An 18,443-nucleotide genomic window follows, 5' to 3' on the forward strand; every position below is an offset into this window, starting at 1 on the left:
CGTCACTCTATTTTTCAATAGGTGCTAAGCGATCTAGTGAGGAGATTTGTCGTTCATGACTTTGTAGACGAAGAAACCGCCGTAAAACAGCATAAGACCCAAAGCGCCAAAGATTACTATCATTGATGATAGCCCCACAGCATTACCAAATAGGAGATCCAGCCAAAAGTCCATGTTTCCTCCAAAGCGTTCGAAGACAGGGCTAAGGTAAAATTTGCTCAGCATGACGACACTGATCTGGATCAATTGTGTTGCATAGGTTGCCAGAATGTTTACGTTGGTGTGTATTTAGTCACATTTTTTACGTGGTTGATTGAGTTTTAGGCGAACGAGCAGTGTTTCGAAAAAATTTCATGGAAAGCACTTGCGTCACGAAACAGAATCCGTAATATACCCAGCGTTCTCGGTGAATAGCGCAGTTTGGTAGCGCATCTGGTTTGGGACCAGAGGGTCGGGGGTTCGAATCCCTCTTCACCGACCATATTTAAAGCCTCAGCAGTAATGCTGGGGCTTTTTCGTACTTGGAGTTTCAGCTTGGCGGGGTAGCAACTTTGGTCGTGGGCTGGAGCGCCAGTCCGATCGAATCCCTCTTCACCGACCCTATTTAAAGCCTCAGCAGCAATGCTGGGGCTTTTTCGTATTTGGCATTTATTATTTTCTATATATAAACCTCAATGTCTTTGGAGGTTTATATATTGCTTTGGTGTTAGTAGAACTGGCAGCCCGCTTTTTTTTCCTGATTGAGGCGGGTAATGGTAAAGCCTTTTTGGCTCAGGAGTTCGAGCACATTGTCGTGGCCAACCAGATGCAAAGCGCCGACCACCATCAGATAGCGGCCATTCGGATTGGGTAGGAACTGGCCGGAGGTGAGCTTATTGACCCAATCGCGATTGCGGTTGGTCACCAACGTTTGCTCCAGCTCATTGGAGTATTCGTTCAGCTTCATCATATTTTCCAGATTCTGCTGATCGCCAGCAACCCAACTGTCTATCATGCAGCGGGTCATTGCTTCACTTTTTTCCCAGTCATCAATGATTTCAGTCAACATTTCTTTTCCCGCATCCGGCTGGCGTGTCAATGCATCAATTTGAAACTGGACCGTTTCGAGCGGAATGACGGCAATGTTATTGGCGGTCGCTTTGTACATCAGGGTTAAATCGACGCCTTCTCCAGGGTTGAAGCCGAGCTGCTGAAGCTGGCGAAACTGAATCGACAGGGCTGATTGCCATGGCGGTGCCTGACGTAAACCGAGTGGCTCTAACTCCAGTTGTTTGGCGATTTTATCCAGCATAAACAATTGTTCTTTAGTCAGTACTTGCTTGCTACTGGGCTGATTCTGCGGATAAACGACGTTCTGATCCTTTCTGACATCGGCTTCAATGATCAGGCCATCAGCTTGATTGAGCGCTTTGTAAATGGGTTTAGGTAAAGGGTACATAGAAGGCGCTCCCACGTGGATAGCGCCCAACAACGTGATTTGCAATGAACCGTTTGTTGCTTGCCAGTAGAGCGGTTCGGCATGCAGTGCCGATGCAAATAACCAGATGAGCCCAATAATCCCGCGAGTGATTCGGTGCATTTCAATTCCTTTTCGTTGCGAAAATACGACGCTAAAAACGTTACTTTAAAGAACTTTAGACGAATTTGACGAATAAAATCGTTCGACACACTTCACAGATTCCTTTTTGTCATGGCATCCACCCTCTTTCTGGCGGTAAAGAGAATGTGATGCAACTCACCCCACAGGGTGAAATGCAGCTCAAAGTGCGTGATTTTTCTTCCAATATTCTCGTTAAATTAGAACTGTCGATTTTGACGTAATGATTAAGTTATTGATATTTGGATTTTTATTTTTATCTATAAATCTAAAACTTGAACGGGATCACTGCCTTTGATGAATAATTTTACGCTAAAAAATAACTCACGATATGGTGACGCTGTTTGTTAGGTATGGCCGTTGGCCGATGTCGTATTGAGAGATGAAAGGAAGCACCCGGGTTGGTTTCTTATCGGTTGTGCGTTTCTCATCAAGTGAGTAGGGTAAGTTATCATGTTGAAGAAAAGTATGATTGCGGTTGCGGTAGTCGCAACTCTGGCAGGCTGTTCGGCGATGAATTCGTCGTCTCAATCTGTGGTGAATTCGTTGGCGGATAATCTGGATGTTCACTACACCGTTGTCACTAATCATGGTGCGGACGATGGTTTGGCGTGTCAGGATCTGGGTGCTGAATGGGCTTCTTGTAATCAGGTGAATATGACCTTGGTGAATCAGGGGGATGCGGTCAATTCCAAAGATTGGGCCATCTATTTCCACAGTATTCGACTGATCCTGAATGTCGACAACGACCAGTTCAAGATTACTCGTGTCACGGGTGATCTGCACAAGCTGGAACCAACAGAGAAGTTTGATGGCTTTGCCGCGGGCGAAACCGTGGTGTTGCCTTTGACGGGCGAATACTGGCAACTGTTTGAAACTGATTTCCTGCCGGGGGCCTTCGTCACCGCACCCGATGCCGAGCCAAAACGTATTGTCTCGCTGGATACCGAGCAAGTGTCTCAGTTCGTCAGCGGTCTGGAAGGGGATAATCTGAAGCGTACGCCTGGCGATAACAATATCTTTGCCACTGCCGCGACCCGCTTTGCCAAAAACCAGGACGTGGTACTGCAAGACGTTTCCGCCGCGTTGATCCCGACTCCGTCGCACATCACGGCGCAATCCGGTTCCGTGTCGATTGCCGACGGTATCGCATGGAACAACCAAGTGTTGGACTCGGCGCAAAATGCAGCGCTGACGGAACGAGCGAATCTGTTAGGGGTGAACCTGACCGGTAAACTTGCCACGGATGTGCGTATTGTCCCTGCTTTATTTAAAGGCGAGATGGCCAAATCCGGCGCTTACACTCTGCAAGTGACGCCAAAAGCAATCATCATTCGTGCCTTTGACGAGGCGGGTGTGTTTTATGCCATGCAGTCAGTGTTAGGGCTGGTGGATAGCAATCAGGCTGAGCAGCTACCGCTGGTGAGCGTGAAAGATGCACCGCGCTTTGCTTACCGCGGCGTGATGGTCGATGTGGCGCGTAACTTCCATTCCAAACAGGCGATTCTCGCAACACTGGATCAGATGGCCGCGTACAAAATGAATAAACTTCACCTGCACCTGACGGATGATGAAGGCTGGCGCATCGAAATTCCGGGTCTGCCAGAATTGACCGATATCGGCTCACAGCGCTGCTTTGATTTGAGTGAGACTGAGTGTGTACTTCCACAGCTGGGCTCTGGTCCGGATAGTTCTAACTTTGGTTCCGGGTACTTCAGCAAGGCCGATTACGTTGAGATCCTAAAATACGCGAAAGCACGTCACATCGAAGTGATTCCGGAAATTGATATGCCGGCACATGCGCGTGCCGCGGTGGTCTCAATGGAAGCCCGCTACCAGCGCCTGATGAAAGAAGGCGATGAGGCGGCTGCAAATCAATACCGTCTGATGGATCCAAACGATACATCTAACGTGACAACGGTGCAGTTCTACAATCGCCAGAGCTTTATTAACCCTTGTCTTGATTCCTCTGAGCGCTTTGTCGACAAAGTGATCGCCGAAGTGGCCGCAATGCATCAGGAAGCGGGGATGCCGCTGACGACCTGGCATTTTGGCGGTGATGAAGCGAAGAACATCAAATTAGGCGCCGGATTCCAGGATATCAATGCGACCGACAAAGTGAGCTGGAAAGGGAATATTGACCTGTCGCAACAGGATAAACCGTTTGCCAAGTCTCCGCAGTGTCAGGCATTGATCACCAGCGGCGCAGTGAGTGACTTTGAGCATCTGCCAAGCCACTTTGCTGAGCAGGTATCGAAGCAAGTGGTGAAACACGGTATTCCTCATTTCCAGGCATGGCAGGATGGCCTGAAACACAGTGACGGTGCCAACTCGTTTGCGACCGAATCAACCCGCGTTAACTTCTGGGATGTACTGTACTGGGGCGGCACGTCTTCTGCGTACGAATACGCGCAGAAAGGCTACGACGTGATTGTTTCCAACCCGGACTATGTCTACATGGACATGCCGTACGAAGTTGACCCGAAAGAGAGCGGCTACTACTGGGCAACCCGTGCGACCGATACCCGCAAGCTGTTTGGTTTTGCACCGGAAAACTTGCCGCAAAATGCTGAAACGTCAGTGGATCGCGATGGTAACGGCTTCAGTGGCAAAGGGGAGTTCAGCGGTAAACCTTTCTATGGACTGTCTGCTCAGTTGTGGTCGGAAATCGTGCGCAGCGACGAGCAGTATGAATACATGGTCTTCCCACGCGTGCTGGCAGCAGCAGAGCGTGCATGGCACCGAGCCTCATGGGAGAACGACTACAAAGTGGGTGTGGAATACTCACAAGACACGAAACAGGTGAATCGCAATGCGCTGAATGCAGACTGGAACCGATTTGCTAACATCCTTGGCCAGCGTGAACTGGCGAAACTGGAGAAATCGGGCATTGATTACCGCCTCCCTGTTCCCGGGGCGACAATCGAGAACGGACATTTGGCCATGAACGTTCAATTCCCGGGGGTGACTCTGCAGTACTCGCTGGATGGTGAAACGTGGTTGAACTATGACGCCGCGAAAGCCCCTGCGGTGGCTGGTAAAGTCTGGATTCGTTCGCTTTCGGCAAGCGGTGAACGAGCCAGCCGTATAACGACGCTAAATTAAGGCGCTAATTGAAACGACAAAGGCCTCCCGAATGGGAGGCCTTTTATTTTGCTCAACGGCGGTGTTTACATCTTGCCCTGATATTGGCGGTATTTGAACACCTGGCCTTTTTCGTTAAAGGCATAAACCACGTAAGCATCTTTCTGGTCGCCGTATTCCATGCCCGGCGAACCCATTGGCATCCCCGGTACGGCTAAGCCAACGGCATTTTTCGGCGGGTTAGCGAGAAACGCTTTAATGTCTTCGGCCGGAATGTGGCCTTCGAACACATAACCGTCGATTTCGGCAGTATGGCAGGAAGCCAGTTCAGGCGTGATACCCAGCTTCTGTTTAATGCCATTCATGTCTTTATGCAGCACTTCTTTAACCGTAAATCCTTGTTCTTCCATATGCTTGCCCCATTCGCCGCAGCAACCGCAGTAAGGAGATTTGTGGTTAATCACATCAGTGGCAAATGCCTGACTGGAAAGAACCGCTAGCAGCGCAATGCCGAGAGATGATGTTTTCATAATAAGCCTCTTAAATAAGCGGATTGTTTGAGTGGGCCCCGGCCCAATGCATGTGCAGATGGACCAGAGCAATACGACAACATTAGGAGTGAAAACGGGTTTTCACCAAACGCAGTCGGTTGGCATTGCTGACGACCGTAATGGAAGACAGCGCCATTGCTGCACCGGCAACGACCGGGCTGAGCAAAAATCCAAACGCCGGGTAGAGCACGCCTGCAGCAATCGGAATGCCTAACGTGTTGTAGATAAAGGCACCCAACAGATTCTGTTTCATGTTTTTCACGGTGGCTTTGGACAGCTCTATCGCACTCACCACAGACAGCGGTGAGGAGTTGAGCAGCGTCATCTGCGCGCTTTCGATCGCAACGTCACTGCCGCTGCCCATGGCGATACCGATATCCGCCTGAGCCAGTGCAGGCGCATCGTTGATGCCATCACCAATCATTGCCACGCGTTGTCCCTGGCTCTGTAAGGTTTCGATATGCTGCGCTTTTTCATCCGGTAGCACTTGTGCGATGACCTGTTGGATGCCCAACTGTTTGGCTATCGCCTCGGCCACACTCAGGTGGTCGCCAGTCAGCATCACAGTGCGAATCCCCGACTCATTCAGCGCGTGCACGGCTTTAATCGCGCTCTCTTTCACGGGATCGGCAATACCAATCAAACCAATCAGGCGACCATCGCGGGCAACAGCAACTGGTGTCCATGCTTGCTCAGCAAAACGCTGCATGTCGGTTTCGGCCCCTTGCAGATTGACGCCAAGGTGCGTGAAGTGATCCAGTGAACCAATCTGAATTGAATGATCCATATATTGCGCTTGCAGGCCTTTGCCGCGCAGATTTTCGAACTGGGTAATCGCAACAGGCGCAATCGACAATTCGCTGGCGTGCTGAATGATGGCTTTGGCCAGTGGGTGCTCTGAGTGTTGTTCCAGCGCCACGGTCAGGCTCAGCAGTTCCGCTTCGTCAATGCCATAGGTGACCACTTGCTGCACGACGGGTTTGCCTTCGGTCAGCGTACCGGTTTTATCAAACACAACAGTGTCAATCTGACTGGCGGTTTGCAACACGTTGGCATCACGGATCAAAATGCCCATTTCTGCGGCTTTACCCACCCCGACGGTGACCGAAAGTGGGGTCGCCAAACCCAGAGCACAAGGGCAGGCGATAATCAGTACCGTGGTGGCAATGACCAGCATATAACTTGCTTTCGGATCTGGCCCAACCCAGAACCACACGGCTGCGGCAATGACGGCAATTGCGACCACCGTTGGTACGAAGACCGCGGAGATTTGGTCGGCCATTTTGGCAATCGCCGGTTTGCTGCTCTGCGCCTGACGCACCATCTGAATAATGCGCGCCAACATGGTTTGTGAGCCGATGCCAGTCGCTTCAATCAGCAGGCTTCCGTCTTGGTTGATTGTCCCCGCCGACACTGAATCGCCAGCCGCTTTGTGTACCGGAATCGGTTCACCGGTCAGCATGGATTCATCGACGTAAGATTCCCCTTGCAACACTTTGCCATCGACCGGCGATTTCTCTCCGGGCTTGACTCGCAACGTCATACCAAGCGTGATTTGTTCTACCGCGATGATGCGGTCTCCGCTTTCAGTCACTTGTGTGGCGTGTTGAGGTTGCAGGTTGATCAGCGCCTGCAGCGATTGTGTGGTTCGCGCTTTGGCTTTGGCTTCAATGTAGTGGCCAAGTGAGATCAAACCGATGATCATCGCCGTGGCTTCAAAATAGACATGGCGAGCCGCATCCGGGAACCAGGCGGGAAACAGCACCACCAACATCGAATAGAACCAGGCGGCACCTGTACCAAGGGCGACCAGAGTATCCATAGTCGCGCGGCCGTGAGTGAGTGCTTGCCAAGCGTTGGCAAAGAAGCTGCGTCCTGCGGTGGCGAGCAGAACCAGACACAAGACCCCGATGGCGCCCCAGGCGAGCTGATCGCTGGTGGCTCGAATCATCATGTTGCCGCCGAATACGCCCCAGGCCATTAATGGCACACCAATGATCAGTCCGAGAATAGCGCTGCGTTTGTGCTCTTTTTGTACCTGTTCGAGCTGCGCCTGTTGCTTTTGTTGTTGCTCGGCCGGGTCATCGACCGGTTCGGCCTGATAACCCGCTTGTTTGACGGCGTTGACCAGCTCGGCGCTGACTTCATGGTCGGCGATGACCAGTGCGCTTTGCTCAGCCAGATTGACCTGCGCTTTGCTCACACCCGCTACTGAGCTGAGCGCTTTTTCGACCGAAGAGACACAGCTGGCGCAGGTCATGCCTTTGATCAGTAAGTGTGTACTAACTTGAGTGTCATTTATTGCTGGTGCTTTGGCTTCAACGGTCGCAACGGGTGTGATTGACTCAGTCATTCCCGCTGGCGAGGTTTCTGGTTCTGAGACTTCGTTCGTTGTTGTGCCTTCGTCAGGCAGCGTCGCCTGATAACCGACTTCGGCCACCAGTGCGATGATGGCTTCGGCACTTAATGATGTACGCAGAGAAAGTGCCGTCTTACTGACCGTCAGACGCGCAATCTGATCCGACTGCTCGAGCTGTTTGGTCAGCTTGCTGACACAGCCGCCGCAGCTGAGCCCCTGCAAATCAAAGTGCAGTAACTCACCCGCTTCATAACCCAATGATTCAACACTATCGAGCACGCTATCGAGTGGCGCATCTACGTCAAATTCGATAAAAGTGGGGGACAGGTCTTGAATCTGAACCGTAAAGTCGGCGTTGAGTTGGCGCTCCAGTTTGCGCGCGCAGCCCATACAATTTAAACCGGACAAAGGTAAAGCAAAGTGGCTCATGTTTCTTCCCTCCAAGACGTTATGTCAGAAAGGATAAACCTTACCCTTGCGGCAAGGTCAAGCCTTGGGCAGCGATTGCAGAATTTCTTGCTGTCAGTAGCGGGAAAAGGTGGTGCTAATATGTTGAATCAACGTTGTGATATGGGAGATGTGGGTGCTAGAATACTGCCCAAAATTTCGCTCGTGCTGAACTCTCGGCAGACGTTTCTGATAAAGGTAAATCATAATGACGGTTAAAACTCGTTTTGCTCCTAGCCCGACTGGCTATCTTCACGTAGGTGGTGCTCGTACCGCACTTTACTCTTGGCTCTACGCGAAAAGCCAAGGCGGTGAATTTGTACTGCGTATTGAAGACACTGACCTAGAGCGTTCGACTCAGGCAGCAGTGGACGCCATCCTGGAAGGGATGACTTGGCTGGGTCTGGACTGGGATGAAGGTCCTTACTACCAAACAAAACGTTTTGATCGTTACAACGAAGTGGTTGAGCAACTGCTGGCTGAAGACAAAGCCTACAAATGTTACGCGCCAAAAGACCTGCTGGACGAAATCCGTGCTGAGCAGGAAGCGAACAAAGAGATGCCTCGCTACGATGCGAACCATCCGAAAATTAAAGCGGTCAACGAAGCGGCAAAAGAGGGTGATCCTTGCTGTATCCGTTTCCGCAACCCGAAAGAAGGCAGCGTGGTTTTTGATGACCAAATCCGTGGCCGTATCGAAATCCGTAACGACCAAATGGATGATTTGATCATTCGTCGTACCGACGGTTCACCAACTTACAACTTCTGTGTTGTGGTTGACGACGTGGATATGGGTATCACGCACGTCATCCGTGGTGAAGACCACATCAACAACACACCTCGCCAAATCAACATCTACAAAGCGATGGGTGCCACTATCCCGACATTTGCACACTGTGCAATGATTCTGGGCGATGACGGCGCGAAACTGTCTAAGCGTCACGGCGCTGTATCAGTTATGCAATACCGCGACGAAGGTTACCTGCCAGAAGCTCTGATCAACTACTTGGTACGTCTGGGTTGGGGTCACGGCGATCAGGAGATCTTCTCGCGTGAAGAGATGATTGAACTGTTCAGCCTGAACGCGATTTCAAAATCTGCGTCGGCATTCAACACCGACAAACTGTTGTGGCTGAACAACCACTACATCAAGACTTCAGAGCCTGAATACGTCGCTAAACACCTGGAATGGCATTTTGACCATCAGGGCATCAACCAAGCGAACGGTCCTGCTCTGGCTGAAATCGTTAAGCTGGTGGGTGAGCGCTGCCATACGCTGGTTGAGCTGGCACAGCAGTCACGTTACTTCTACGAAGATTTCTCTGAGTTCGATGCGGATGCGGCGAAGAAACACCTGCGCGGCGTTGCAAAAGAGCCATTGGCTTTGGCACTAAGCAAAATCGAAGCGCTGACAGAGTGGAACACCGAAGCGCTGCACCAGGTGATTGCGGATGTGTGTGCTGAGCTGGAAATCGGTATGGGTAAAATCGGCATGCCGCTGCGTGTAGCAGTAACAGGTGGCGGTCAGTCTCCATCAGTTGATGCCGTGATGAACCTGATTGGTCAGGAGCGTGTTGTTGCTCGAATCAAGATGGCACTGGCATTTATTGAAGAGCGTGAAGCAAACGCTCAATAATTTCCAAAGTGACGAAAAAGCCGCAGTATTCACGCTGCGGCTTTTTTTTGTTCTAATTTTAGCGTTATCAATTGGTTGTAACCGGTTTATTTATGAAAATTCGCAGTTACGTGACAAAAGATTAACAGTCGGCCTGTGTCGCTTTCGGCCGGATTCATTATAGTTACTGCTGGTGGCCCGCAAAAGACGGGTAGACGTAAGCCTTACTCTGCAAGGGGTAGCGTTGGTCTCGCACCATACAATCACAATAATGATCGGAAGGAAGTTTTTATGAAAAAGTTAGCAGCAATGGTTTCCGCATCTCTGCTTTTTGCCTCTTCGGCCGCGATGGCTGACGTCTATCTTGGCGGTAAAGTGGGTAAAACATGGTTAGATGATGCATGTAACAACACCGATTCATGCGATCTGGACGGGACAACCGCGGGCGCATTATTGGGCTATAACTTCAACGACTGGCTGGCTGTGGAAGGTGGGTACGATTACCTGGGGAAATTTAATGGTGCTGGTCTGAATCACGACACCATTCAAGCGTACACGCTGGCGCCGAAACTGAGCTACGCTCTGACGGAAAAATGGGACCTGTACGGTAAGGTCGGTGCAGCTCGCGTTCGTTATGGCGATGTTTACGACAATTCATATTTAGGTGCCGCAGGTGTCGAATACGCAGCGACCAGTAACCTGGGTGTTCGGGTTGAGTACCAATACCTGAGTGATATGAACAATGACATCGTACGTGCGAAAGCACACACGACAACACTGGGGCTGGTATACCGCTTTGGTGGCAACGATAACCAACCTGCGCCAATGATGGCTGAAGAACAACCTGTTGCTGAGCAGCAACCCGTTGCGCAATCAGAGCCAGTGCAAGAGCCTATGGCGGCCGAGCCTAAAATGGTGACCAAAACGGTTGAGTTCCAAAAACTGGACAGCAAGAGCTTTGCTCACAACAGCGCTAAGCTGAGTGAAGAAGGCAAAGAGCAGTTGAACGATCTGGTCACCTTCCTGAACGCTCATCCGCAGGCGAACGTTGAAATTACAGGCCACACCGATTCATCGGGCTCAGAAGCTTACAACCAGAAACTGTCAGAGAAGCGTGCTCAGGCCGTGTCTGACGCGCTGCAAGAAAAAGGCGTTGATGCTGCACGTATCTCGGCTAAAGGCGAAGGGGAAAGCAATCCGATTGCGTCAAACGCTACCGCCGCGGGTCGTGAACAAAACCGCCGCGTGGAAATTGTCATTCCTGCGTTTGAATACCAAGTCGAAGAGTAATCTTCCTCCATCAAAAAGCCCACCATAATGGTGGGCTTTTTTGTCTCTTGATTCTGCAGAACGTGGGGCTATTTGAGATCGATACTATTGAGCCTGCCCATGTAAACCAGAATATCCAGGCAATCTTTATGCGCGTCCAGTAACGCTTTTTTGGTTTTCGTGTAGGCGGCGAGTTTACCGTGTTTGTTGATGGAGCAGACGACACTTTTGAACGTGCAATGCCCCTTGTCGTCGTAGTTGCGCCAGGCAGCAATGTAGCAGGCATCACGACAGTCCGGATTATCAAGCGTTGGGCGCGGCTTATAGATGATCTTGGGCTCTAAACTGTGCGGCAGACGGGTCATCAAAAACGGATCTTTAAGAATGCGTCGCCAATGGCGTCCCCACATTTCACGTCCCAATTCGTTACGCAGCTTAATCGCTTTCTTCAATCCTTTGCGTTCACCGATACGGATGTAGCCGACCGACCGGTGCAGCACTTTGTCATCGGGAGTATGAATATGAATCTTATAGGCCGTTTTGGCTTTCGAGATAAAGCGGTGACCAGTGTTGGTTTCCAGGTTACTCTTTGTCATACGTTTGCTATGGATAGATTTGTTAATAGTAATAGTAGAAGAAAACAGAAAGAATAGTAGCCACAGAGTAGAGGAATCTGACTTGGGAACATCAGCGGCATGTCAGGTTTATGCGAAAGAATGACTCATATTACGCAACGATTTGAATAGCGTGATAACAGTGATGTTCACTCAGTTTTATATTTTAGTTGAGAGGTTTATTTATAAATCCTGCTATTTCAAAGTTAATATACTGTCCAAGTGAATAATATAATTAACGTTGGGTTTACGGGCTTTTAATTTTCCTTGTGCAATGTATTACATATTATTTGTGTTTTATGCCACATAATTGTTTCTAAAATACTTAATATTAAATTAAATATTTTCTGAGTATTAAAATAAATTCATGGGGTTGAATTAAAGTTAATGTCAGGAAAGTGTCAGAAGTTCCTTGATTTCTATATGACAAAAAATTAGTATCCGGCCGTTTAGTTTTTTACTCTAAAATAATAATCACACTAGATGTGAATACAAATTAGTCAGTCGTAAACAAATGGAAATAATAAACGTGTACGGAAACCGAATTAATAATTTGGTCGCTTTCTTGCGCCTTGAAAATAGTGTTGTTCCGCTTAAATCTTCGCCTTTTTTAAAAAAAGTACTTCTATCACTGGTCATTGGAAATATGGCTCACGTGTCTTCTGCTGTCGCTTCCGAGCAGTTGGAAAAAACCGGCGATATTCTGCAAGTTGCGGTTCCTGCTGTCGCTGGTGTTATCTCGATAGGTTATGGTGATTTTAACGGGTTGGGGCAATTGGTTGAAGGCGCAATCTGGACCTCTGCGGCAACGCATTTACTCAAGTTTACCATCAATGAAGAAAGACCTAATGGTGGTGACCATAGTTTCCCGTCCGGCCATACATCCAGCGCAGCGCAAGGGGCGGCTTACCTGCAATTTCGTTACGGTTGGCAATATGGACTCCCTGCGTATATCGCGACTGGGGTGGTGGGATATTCGCGGGTAGAAAGTGAATACCATTATTGGAGAGATGTCATCGCTGGTGCGGCTCTGGCTACCGGAATTCAATATGCCATTACTGGCATGAGAATGTCAGTGACCAATTTTGTCGTCGTACCGACGTTTAGCGACGATGGCGTCGGCCTCTATGCATCATTAAATTTTTAGGTTGTAACTCATGGACATGATTAAATCAGGTAAGCCTGGTGACAAAGGGCTTCGTCGTATCATTAAAGCAACGAAGTACTCCTTCCAAGGATTTCAAGCGGCGCTGAAACATGAAGCGGCTGTTCGTCAAGAATTGGCATTGCTGCTTATTCTTACTCCCGTAAGTCTACTTTTAGATGTGACCAATATAGAAAAAGTCCTATTGATTGGTTCATTATTTATCATATTAATTACCGAATTATTAAATTCAGCGGTTGAAGCGATCGTCGACCGTGTTGGAACGGAGTATCACGAGTTGAGTGGTCGAGCAAAAGATATTGGTTCTGCCGCTGTGTTTGTTGCTCTCGCGAATGCTGCTGTTGTGTGGGGCATTATTCTGTTATGAACAATTCCCGCGTCCTGAAAACACCAAAGTTTCTCATCAGCAGTTCTTGGTTTGTATTAATCATCGCCTGTTACTTCGGTTTTGTGCTCAATTATGCAGTGAGCTCAAAAATTATCACCTTAGCCGCGCAAACCGGCTCCGGCTTATTTGCCTATAGTGCTCCTGTGTTGTTATCCGCAGCATTTGTGGTGGTATTTTCACTCTTTACGATCCCTTATCTGACCAAGCTTATCTTCACCGTATTGATCATCACCTCCGCGCTGGCCAGTTACGCCACGCTTAACTATGGTGTGATCTTCGACTACTCGATGATTGAAAACATCTTCGAAACCAATACCGCAGAAGCCAGTTCCTACCTGTCGTTTAAGGCGGTGATTTATTTTGTCGCGCTCGGTGCGTTGCCGACGCTGCTTCTGTGGATGGTGGAGTTCGAAAAGAAACATTCGTTCAAAGTGCGCGTACTACAAAGGTTCGCTCTGGTGTTGGGGGCTTTAGCGGTCATCGCTATCGTCTTTGTTGCAGCGTATAAAGACTATGCGTCAGTCGGACGCAACAACGCCTATCTGAACAAACTGATCGTGCCTTCCCACATTTACTACACCGTCAAATATCTCGATAAAACCTACCTTTCCACGCCGCTGGAATACAAGCAGATTGGGATGGATGCGCAAAAGTTAGTCAGTGCTAACGGTAAACCCGAATTGACCATTCTGGTGTTGGGAGAGACAGCGCGATCGATGAATTTGGGTATCAATGGCTATAACAGAAACACCACGCCTTACACTGAAAAATACAATCTGATTTCGTTTGGTGAGGTTTCTTCATGCGGAACAGCAACGGCCCACTCTCTGCCTTGTATGTTCTCAAACATGAATCGTGAGCATTACAATAAGTCCGTAGCAAATTCCCAGGATAACGTGTTGGACATTATTCAACGTGCAGGAGTGTCTGTTCTGTGGAAAGACAACGACGGCGGTGACAAAGCGGTAGCAAAAAATCTACCGAAGACGATGATTCAGCCAGCTGATTACCCGCAATTCTGCGATTCTGACGTGTGTTATGACGAGGCTCTGCTGTACGATTTGGACAGTGAAATTGGCAGTGCAAACGGCAATGATCAACTGTATGTGCTGCACATTATCGGCAGTCATGGTCCAACGTATTGGAAGCGTTATCCGAAGCAGCATGAGCTATTCAAACCGTCCTGCAATCGCGCTGATATCGAAAACTGTACGGACGAAGAGATCACCAATGTGTACGATAACACCATCGCGTATACCGATTTTGTGGTGAGCAAACTGATCGAGAAGCTGCAGCAATATCGTGATAAATACAACGTTGCGTTGATGTATATCTCAGACCACGGTGAATCCTTGGGAGAGAATGGTTTATACTTGCACGGTACACCTTACGCTTTGGCTCCGAAAGAGCAAACGAGTGTGCCCTGGATGCTATGGTTGGATGAGGGTTTTGCTCAGACTTATGGAATTGATAAGACCTGTGTGAAAGACAAATCGCAGGATGTTCTGTCGCACGACAATCTGTTCCACACCTTGTTGGACTTCGCGAACGTGACGACCTCTGCCAAAGACGAAACGATGAGTATTCTGGATTCATGCCGCACGAAATGAGCAGTTAAACCAAAGTGTGGCTTGTTGTAGGAGAAACTATGCATAAAGCCACACTGTTCGTTACTGCCTTATGTTGCTCGTTTAGCGTCTCAGCCAAAGAAGGATGGGAAGCCTCATTCGGATTGGGTGGAGCGCTGAACTTGCAGGAATCCATTACCATTAAAATGGACAACGGGGAGCGTATTGAGTCGAACTCCGTTAGCCTTAATACCAAACCGTTTAACAGCCCTCCTTATTACAACCTTCGTACGGGATATTGGAAAGACGATACCGCTTGGGAAGTCGAATTCATTCATCACAAGTTGTACGCCAACGCTTCCGACCTTGATGACCGGGTACAAAATTTCGAAATCACCGATGGCTATAACCTGTTGTATCTCAACTACGCAGCCGTTTATACCCAGGGATGGAATGTTCGCGCGGGGTTTGGCGTGGTTATTCCGCATCCCGATGTCACGGTTGATAATCAACGCAGCCACGGCGGCTATCAGTTAGGCGGCGTGACTACGCAACTGGCCTTGGAGCGCGAATTTGTCGTGAGCGATTCGGTGCTGTTTTCTCTTGAAGGCAAGGTTACCTATTCTTACGCCGAGATTGATTTGGACTATGGCAAAGCGACGGTGCCCAACACAGCCTTACACCTGCTGGGGCAGTTTAAGTTTCGCTTGTAACTTTGAAACAGCGAATAAAAAAGCCCTGATGAACGCAGATTCATCAGGGCTTTATATTTGGCGCTCCCGACAGGATTCGAACCTGAGACCTGCCCCTTAGGAGGGGGCCGCGCTATCCAGCTGTGCCACGGGAGCTGAGAGGGTTATCTTACTCAATTATTTGAATAAGTTAATATCTTGCCGCCATGACTAGAGCTGTTTGTGCATTACATCGCCAATTTGGATACTGGAAGCCAGTTCAGGTTGGTCGATGGTCAGTTCAGCGTCGTTCTCGTACACGCGCGTTACGGTGAGCGTAATATCACTCTGGGTGACTTTGTTGCGCGGTAAACCACGTTGATCAATAAAGGCTCCGGTATGCCACAACTGTAGCTTGTCACCTGTCTTGACACCGTGAATGCGGCCAAGGTCCATCGTGATGGTGTTGCCAAATTTTGCCACTACCTCCGGCAAAGTGATCTTGCAGGAAATTTCAGACTCTAAGTCGAGCATGACGTTACGGCTGACGCGCAGTAACATCTGGCCGTAAGTCGATGCCCAGAAGCGCGCGCTGCGCGTATCCACCTGGCTGGTTTTGGCGAAGGGCCAGCTCGCCACTTCACGGTAATTGTGTTTGAACACTTCATTGCCGGTTTTTCCGTCGTAAACACGCATCTCCAGCGCAAACTGACGGTTGATCACATCGTCTTGCAGCAGTTTTTGATCGACGGTTGCGGTTAAGTCGGTGATCACGCCGCCGATGATGTACTGTGCGCCGGAATCTTGTGCGATCATTTTGATCCGTTCCGGGTTACGTGCATCGATATCGTAATTGGTGGTACCAACGGAAACAAAACTGTGTGACTCCTGAGCGATCTGACGGTCGACCACATGCGCAAAATCATCACCGATGTCATAAATTTGGCCCATTACCGCTTGTTGTGGAGAGGCGACATCGATATTACCGACCAAAAAGGTCTTTTTATATTGATCGACGTGGCAAGCTGTTGCCGATGGATAGAGATCAATTCGGGCCCGAACCTGCATAACATTGCCTCTGACTTTACGATCTTCGATCAGGATGTAACGTACTTCATGGTTGGTAAACAAGTACTCCTGACGGTCAGTTTCCAGCAGTGGCATCAGGTTACTGATACTGCCAATATCTGCCCCGGCAAAATTTACCGCCTTATAAATGGCGTCTTCCAATGCGTGGAGCCGCGCTGAATCTTCCGACGACACAATGGTGGCAGTCCCGGTCACTTCATACCAGGCGGCTTGAGCCGTAGGAATCCAAAGGCTTAAAAAAAGCATTGAAATTAAAGAGGAAATATTTTTTTTCATCATGATTTACCAGTTAGGTATAAATTTTGCTTTTCAAATCTTAGCTGATGTAGGCATTTGCATTTCTGAGTTGTCGCAGATTTAGAAAAGCAAAGAGTGTTCCAGTTTCATCTGAGAGAGTGAAATTGAACTAATGCCTTAGTATATCTGGAGATGAAGAGAATGAAAAAATGGCTTCCTTTAGTGCCGGCGTTATTTTTAACGGCCTGTGCCTATGCCCCGATTTATAACGGTAAAGAGCCATACAATGGTTCACAGTTTATGTTGATGGAGAGTCCGCGCCATACGTTGGATTTCTTCGTTGATAGCCTGACAGAGGATCTGGTTCAGTCGAATACCAGTGTAACGGCGCGTACGCCGATTGCGGTGACGTCATTTGTGGATCTGCAAAACATGGATACCACTAACTGGTTGGGGAACTCAGTTTCTGAAGGTTTTATTTATCAGTTCCAGCGTCGCGGCTTTAAAGTTGTCGACTACAAAACGACGGGGTCGATTCAGGTCACCCAGCAGGGCGATTTTGCGTTCAGTCGCGACTGGAAAGATCTCGCGCAGCAGCAGGAAGTGCAATACGTACTGACCGGAACGATGCTGCGTCAGGAAGGCGGTGTGCTGATCAACGCCCGAGTGGTGGGAATGCAATCACGTATTGTGGTGGCAACGGCGCAGGGCTTCTTGCCAGCGGATCGTATCGGCCGCGACTTGGATACGCTGAACAGCATTCGGACTCAGGATGGTGTGTTGATTCGTTCAGACCCAACCATTACTCAGCCATACACCGTTATTTTGCGCCCATAGGAGACGATGATGAAACAGTGGTTATTTCTCCTGATTGCAGCGCTGGTGATGTCTGGTTGCCAGCCGCTACAAACCATGCGTCCGGATGACTGGCTGACCGCCGTTGGTTATGCAAGCATCAGCGAGCAGAAAGGCCGTGACGATGAAGAAAAACAGGTGCGAGCGATGCGTGCTTCGAAAATCGATGCCTATCGTGAACTGGCTGAACAGGTTTATGGTATGCGAGTCAGCGGACGCGCAGAACTGCAGGATCAGCGTTTGGGAACGGAGCTGACATCCGGTGCAGTTGACGGCGTGATTCGCGGAGCGGAAGTGGTACGCAGCTACAAAGTCGGCGACAGCTATGTCACTGAACTGCGACTTGATATCCGTAAGATGGACCGTCTGCGTGACTACGGTGAAGTGCAGCAGGTACCGGAAAAACGTCAGCAAACTCTATTCTGAAATCTCTCCTCTCCAGATAGCAAAAAAGCGGCAATGTTTGCCGCTTTTTTTATCTTCGTAATCTGCTCAGGCTTTGATGTTGGTCCCCAGCGTCGACACCGTATGTGTCTGGCCAGTGGCGTTGTAGGTCATCCCGACTTTGCCATGGCTCTGCTGCATCAGGTTATTCAGCTTGTTGAAACTCAGTTGCGCTCTGGCAAGCGCTTCACCGTTCACGGCATTGGCTTGCTGGCAGTCGAACACGATCGTGCGAATCTGTTTCACCAGGTTGTCCAAATATTCATCCTCTGTCAGGCTCGTTACATGAGGATGGTTGGAGATGCGTTGATCGGTTTGTTGTAACTGATTCACCAAGGTGATTTTCTGTTTGGCAAGCGCTTCAATATCCGCCGAAATCCGGCTGGTGATCGCTACTTTTTCTTGTTCCAGTAACGCAGACAACTCTTGCGCGTTTTTTAACTGGAATTCGACTAAGTCTTTCAGTGCTGCCATTACTCAATCGCCTTAT

General features: G+C 49.2%; 16 protein-coding genes and 2 tRNA genes. 10 read left to right on the forward strand and 8 right to left on the reverse strand.

Going from position 1 to position 18,443, the window contains the following annotated elements:
- Window positions 1–33: 33 nt before the first annotated feature.
- On the reverse strand, window positions 34–174 hold the full coding sequence (locus LGV68_RS19525; protein ID WP_004724828.1) for a DUF3149 domain-containing protein: 141 nt from the start codon (window positions 172–174) through the stop codon (window positions 34–36).
- A 230-nt stretch (window positions 175–404) separates the two neighbouring features.
- On the opposite strand from LGV68_RS19525, the gene LGV68_RS19530 reads away from it, so the two are divergent.
- A tRNA-Pro gene (locus LGV68_RS19530) sits at window positions 405–481 on the forward strand.
- A gap of 225 nt (window positions 482–706) precedes the next feature.
- Here the strand turns inward: LGV68_RS19530 and LGV68_RS19535 are convergent.
- Window positions 707–1,579 (reverse strand): TraB/GumN family protein, encoded by an 873-nt coding sequence (locus LGV68_RS19535; RefSeq protein WP_233927859.1) that lies wholly within the window; start codon window positions 1,577–1,579, stop codon window positions 707–709.
- Window positions 1,580–2,050: 471 nt separating this feature from the next.
- On the opposite strand from LGV68_RS19535, the gene LGV68_RS19540 reads away from it, so the two are divergent.
- Complete coding sequence (locus tag LGV68_RS19540) at window positions 2,051–4,702, forward strand: beta-N-acetylhexosaminidase (protein WP_222743379.1); 2,652 nt, start codon at window positions 2,051–2,053, stop codon at window positions 4,700–4,702.
- Between the two features lie 65 nt (window positions 4,703–4,767).
- Here the strand turns inward: LGV68_RS19540 and LGV68_RS19545 are convergent, their stop codons facing one another.
- Both LGV68_RS19545 and LGV68_RS19550 read right to left on the reverse strand, forming a co-directional pair.
- A complete protein-coding gene (locus tag LGV68_RS19545) occupies window positions 4,768–5,211 on the reverse strand; it encodes a DUF411 domain-containing protein (protein WP_020331704.1) in 444 nt (147 codons plus the stop codon).
- An 82-nt stretch (window positions 5,212–5,293) separates the two neighbouring features.
- Window positions 5,294–8,020: a heavy metal translocating P-type ATPase gene (locus tag LGV68_RS19550; RefSeq protein WP_252535923.1), complete on the reverse strand. Its 2,727-nt coding sequence runs from the start codon at window positions 8,018–8,020 to the stop codon at window positions 5,294–5,296.
- A 226-nt stretch (window positions 8,021–8,246) separates the two neighbouring features.
- Here LGV68_RS19550 and gltX point away from each other — a divergent pair, with 226 nt between their 5' ends.
- Both gltX and LGV68_RS19560 read left to right on the forward strand, forming a co-directional pair.
- Entirely contained in the window at window positions 8,247–9,674 is a 1,428-nt protein-coding gene (gene gltX / locus LGV68_RS19555) for a glutamate--tRNA ligase (RefSeq protein WP_020331706.1), read from the forward strand.
- 270 nt (window positions 9,675–9,944) lie between these two features.
- Window positions 9,945–10,943: an OmpA family protein gene (locus LGV68_RS19560; RefSeq protein ID WP_252535924.1), complete on the forward strand. Its 999-nt coding sequence runs from the start codon at window positions 9,945–9,947 to the stop codon at window positions 10,941–10,943.
- A gap of 68 nt (window positions 10,944–11,011) precedes the next feature.
- On the opposite strand, the gene LGV68_RS19565 is transcribed toward LGV68_RS19560, so the two are convergent.
- Window positions 11,012–11,518: a hypothetical protein gene (locus LGV68_RS19565; RefSeq protein ID WP_020331708.1), complete on the reverse strand. Its 507-nt coding sequence runs from the start codon at window positions 11,516–11,518 to the stop codon at window positions 11,012–11,014.
- A gap of 547 nt (window positions 11,519–12,065) precedes the next feature.
- Between LGV68_RS19565 and LGV68_RS19570 the strand changes: the two genes are divergently transcribed.
- The 4 genes from LGV68_RS19570 to LGV68_RS19585 are packed head-to-tail and all read left to right on the forward strand — an operon-like array spanning window position 12,066 to window position 15,370.
- Window positions 12,066–12,683, forward strand: coding sequence for a phosphatase PAP2 family protein (locus tag LGV68_RS19570; protein ID WP_229601596.1), 618 nt, complete (start codon window positions 12,066–12,068; stop codon window positions 12,681–12,683).
- 10 nt (window positions 12,684–12,693) lie between these two features.
- Window positions 12,694–13,068, forward strand: a complete 375-nt coding sequence (locus tag LGV68_RS19575; protein WP_020331710.1) for a diacylglycerol kinase — start codon at window positions 12,694–12,696, stop codon at window positions 13,066–13,068.
- Window positions 13,065–14,699 carry a phosphoethanolamine--lipid A transferase gene (locus LGV68_RS19580; protein ID WP_143683330.1) on the forward strand — a complete coding sequence of 545 codons (1,635 nt, stop codon included), beginning with the start codon at window positions 13,065–13,067 and terminating at the stop codon, window positions 14,697–14,699. The genes LGV68_RS19575 and LGV68_RS19580 overlap by 4 nt, the downstream gene beginning before the upstream one ends.
- Before the next feature lie 38 nt (window positions 14,700–14,737).
- Entirely contained in the window at window positions 14,738–15,370 is a 633-nt protein-coding gene (locus LGV68_RS19585) for a hypothetical protein (protein WP_024373306.1), read from the forward strand.
- 58 nt (window positions 15,371–15,428) lie between these two features.
- Here LGV68_RS19585 and LGV68_RS19590 read toward each other — a convergent pair.
- Together LGV68_RS19590 and LGV68_RS19595 are read right to left on the reverse strand one after the other, a co-directional pair.
- Window positions 15,429–15,505, reverse strand: a tRNA-Arg gene (locus LGV68_RS19590).
- A gap of 54 nt (window positions 15,506–15,559) precedes the next feature.
- Window positions 15,560–16,693, reverse strand: a complete 1,134-nt coding sequence (locus tag LGV68_RS19595) for a flagellar assembly protein FlgT (protein ID WP_158130069.1) — start codon at window positions 16,691–16,693, stop codon at window positions 15,560–15,562.
- A 162-nt stretch (window positions 16,694–16,855) separates the two neighbouring features.
- Here LGV68_RS19595 and LGV68_RS19600 point away from each other — a divergent pair, with 162 nt between their 5' ends.
- A complete protein-coding gene (locus LGV68_RS19600) occupies window positions 16,856–17,491 on the forward strand; it encodes a FlgO family outer membrane protein (protein WP_020331715.1) in 636 nt (211 codons plus the stop codon).
- A gap of 9 nt (window positions 17,492–17,500) precedes the next feature.
- Entirely contained in the window at window positions 17,501–17,935 is a 435-nt protein-coding gene (flgP, locus tag LGV68_RS19605) for a flagellar assembly lipoprotein FlgP (RefSeq protein WP_020331716.1), read from the forward strand.
- 66 nt (window positions 17,936–18,001) lie between these two features.
- On the opposite strand, the gene flgN is transcribed toward flgP, so the two are convergent.
- Window positions 18,002–18,427 carry a flagellar export chaperone FlgN gene (flgN, locus tag LGV68_RS19610; RefSeq protein ID WP_020331717.1) on the reverse strand — a complete coding sequence of 142 codons (426 nt, stop codon included), beginning with the start codon at window positions 18,425–18,427 and terminating at the stop codon, window positions 18,002–18,004.
- Window positions 18,428–18,443: the final 16 nt, after the last annotated feature.

Source organism: Vibrio sp. LQ2, assembly GCF_023920125.1.
GTDB classification, from domain to species: Bacteria; Pseudomonadota; Gammaproteobacteria; order Enterobacterales; family Vibrionaceae; genus Vibrio; species Vibrio fluvialis.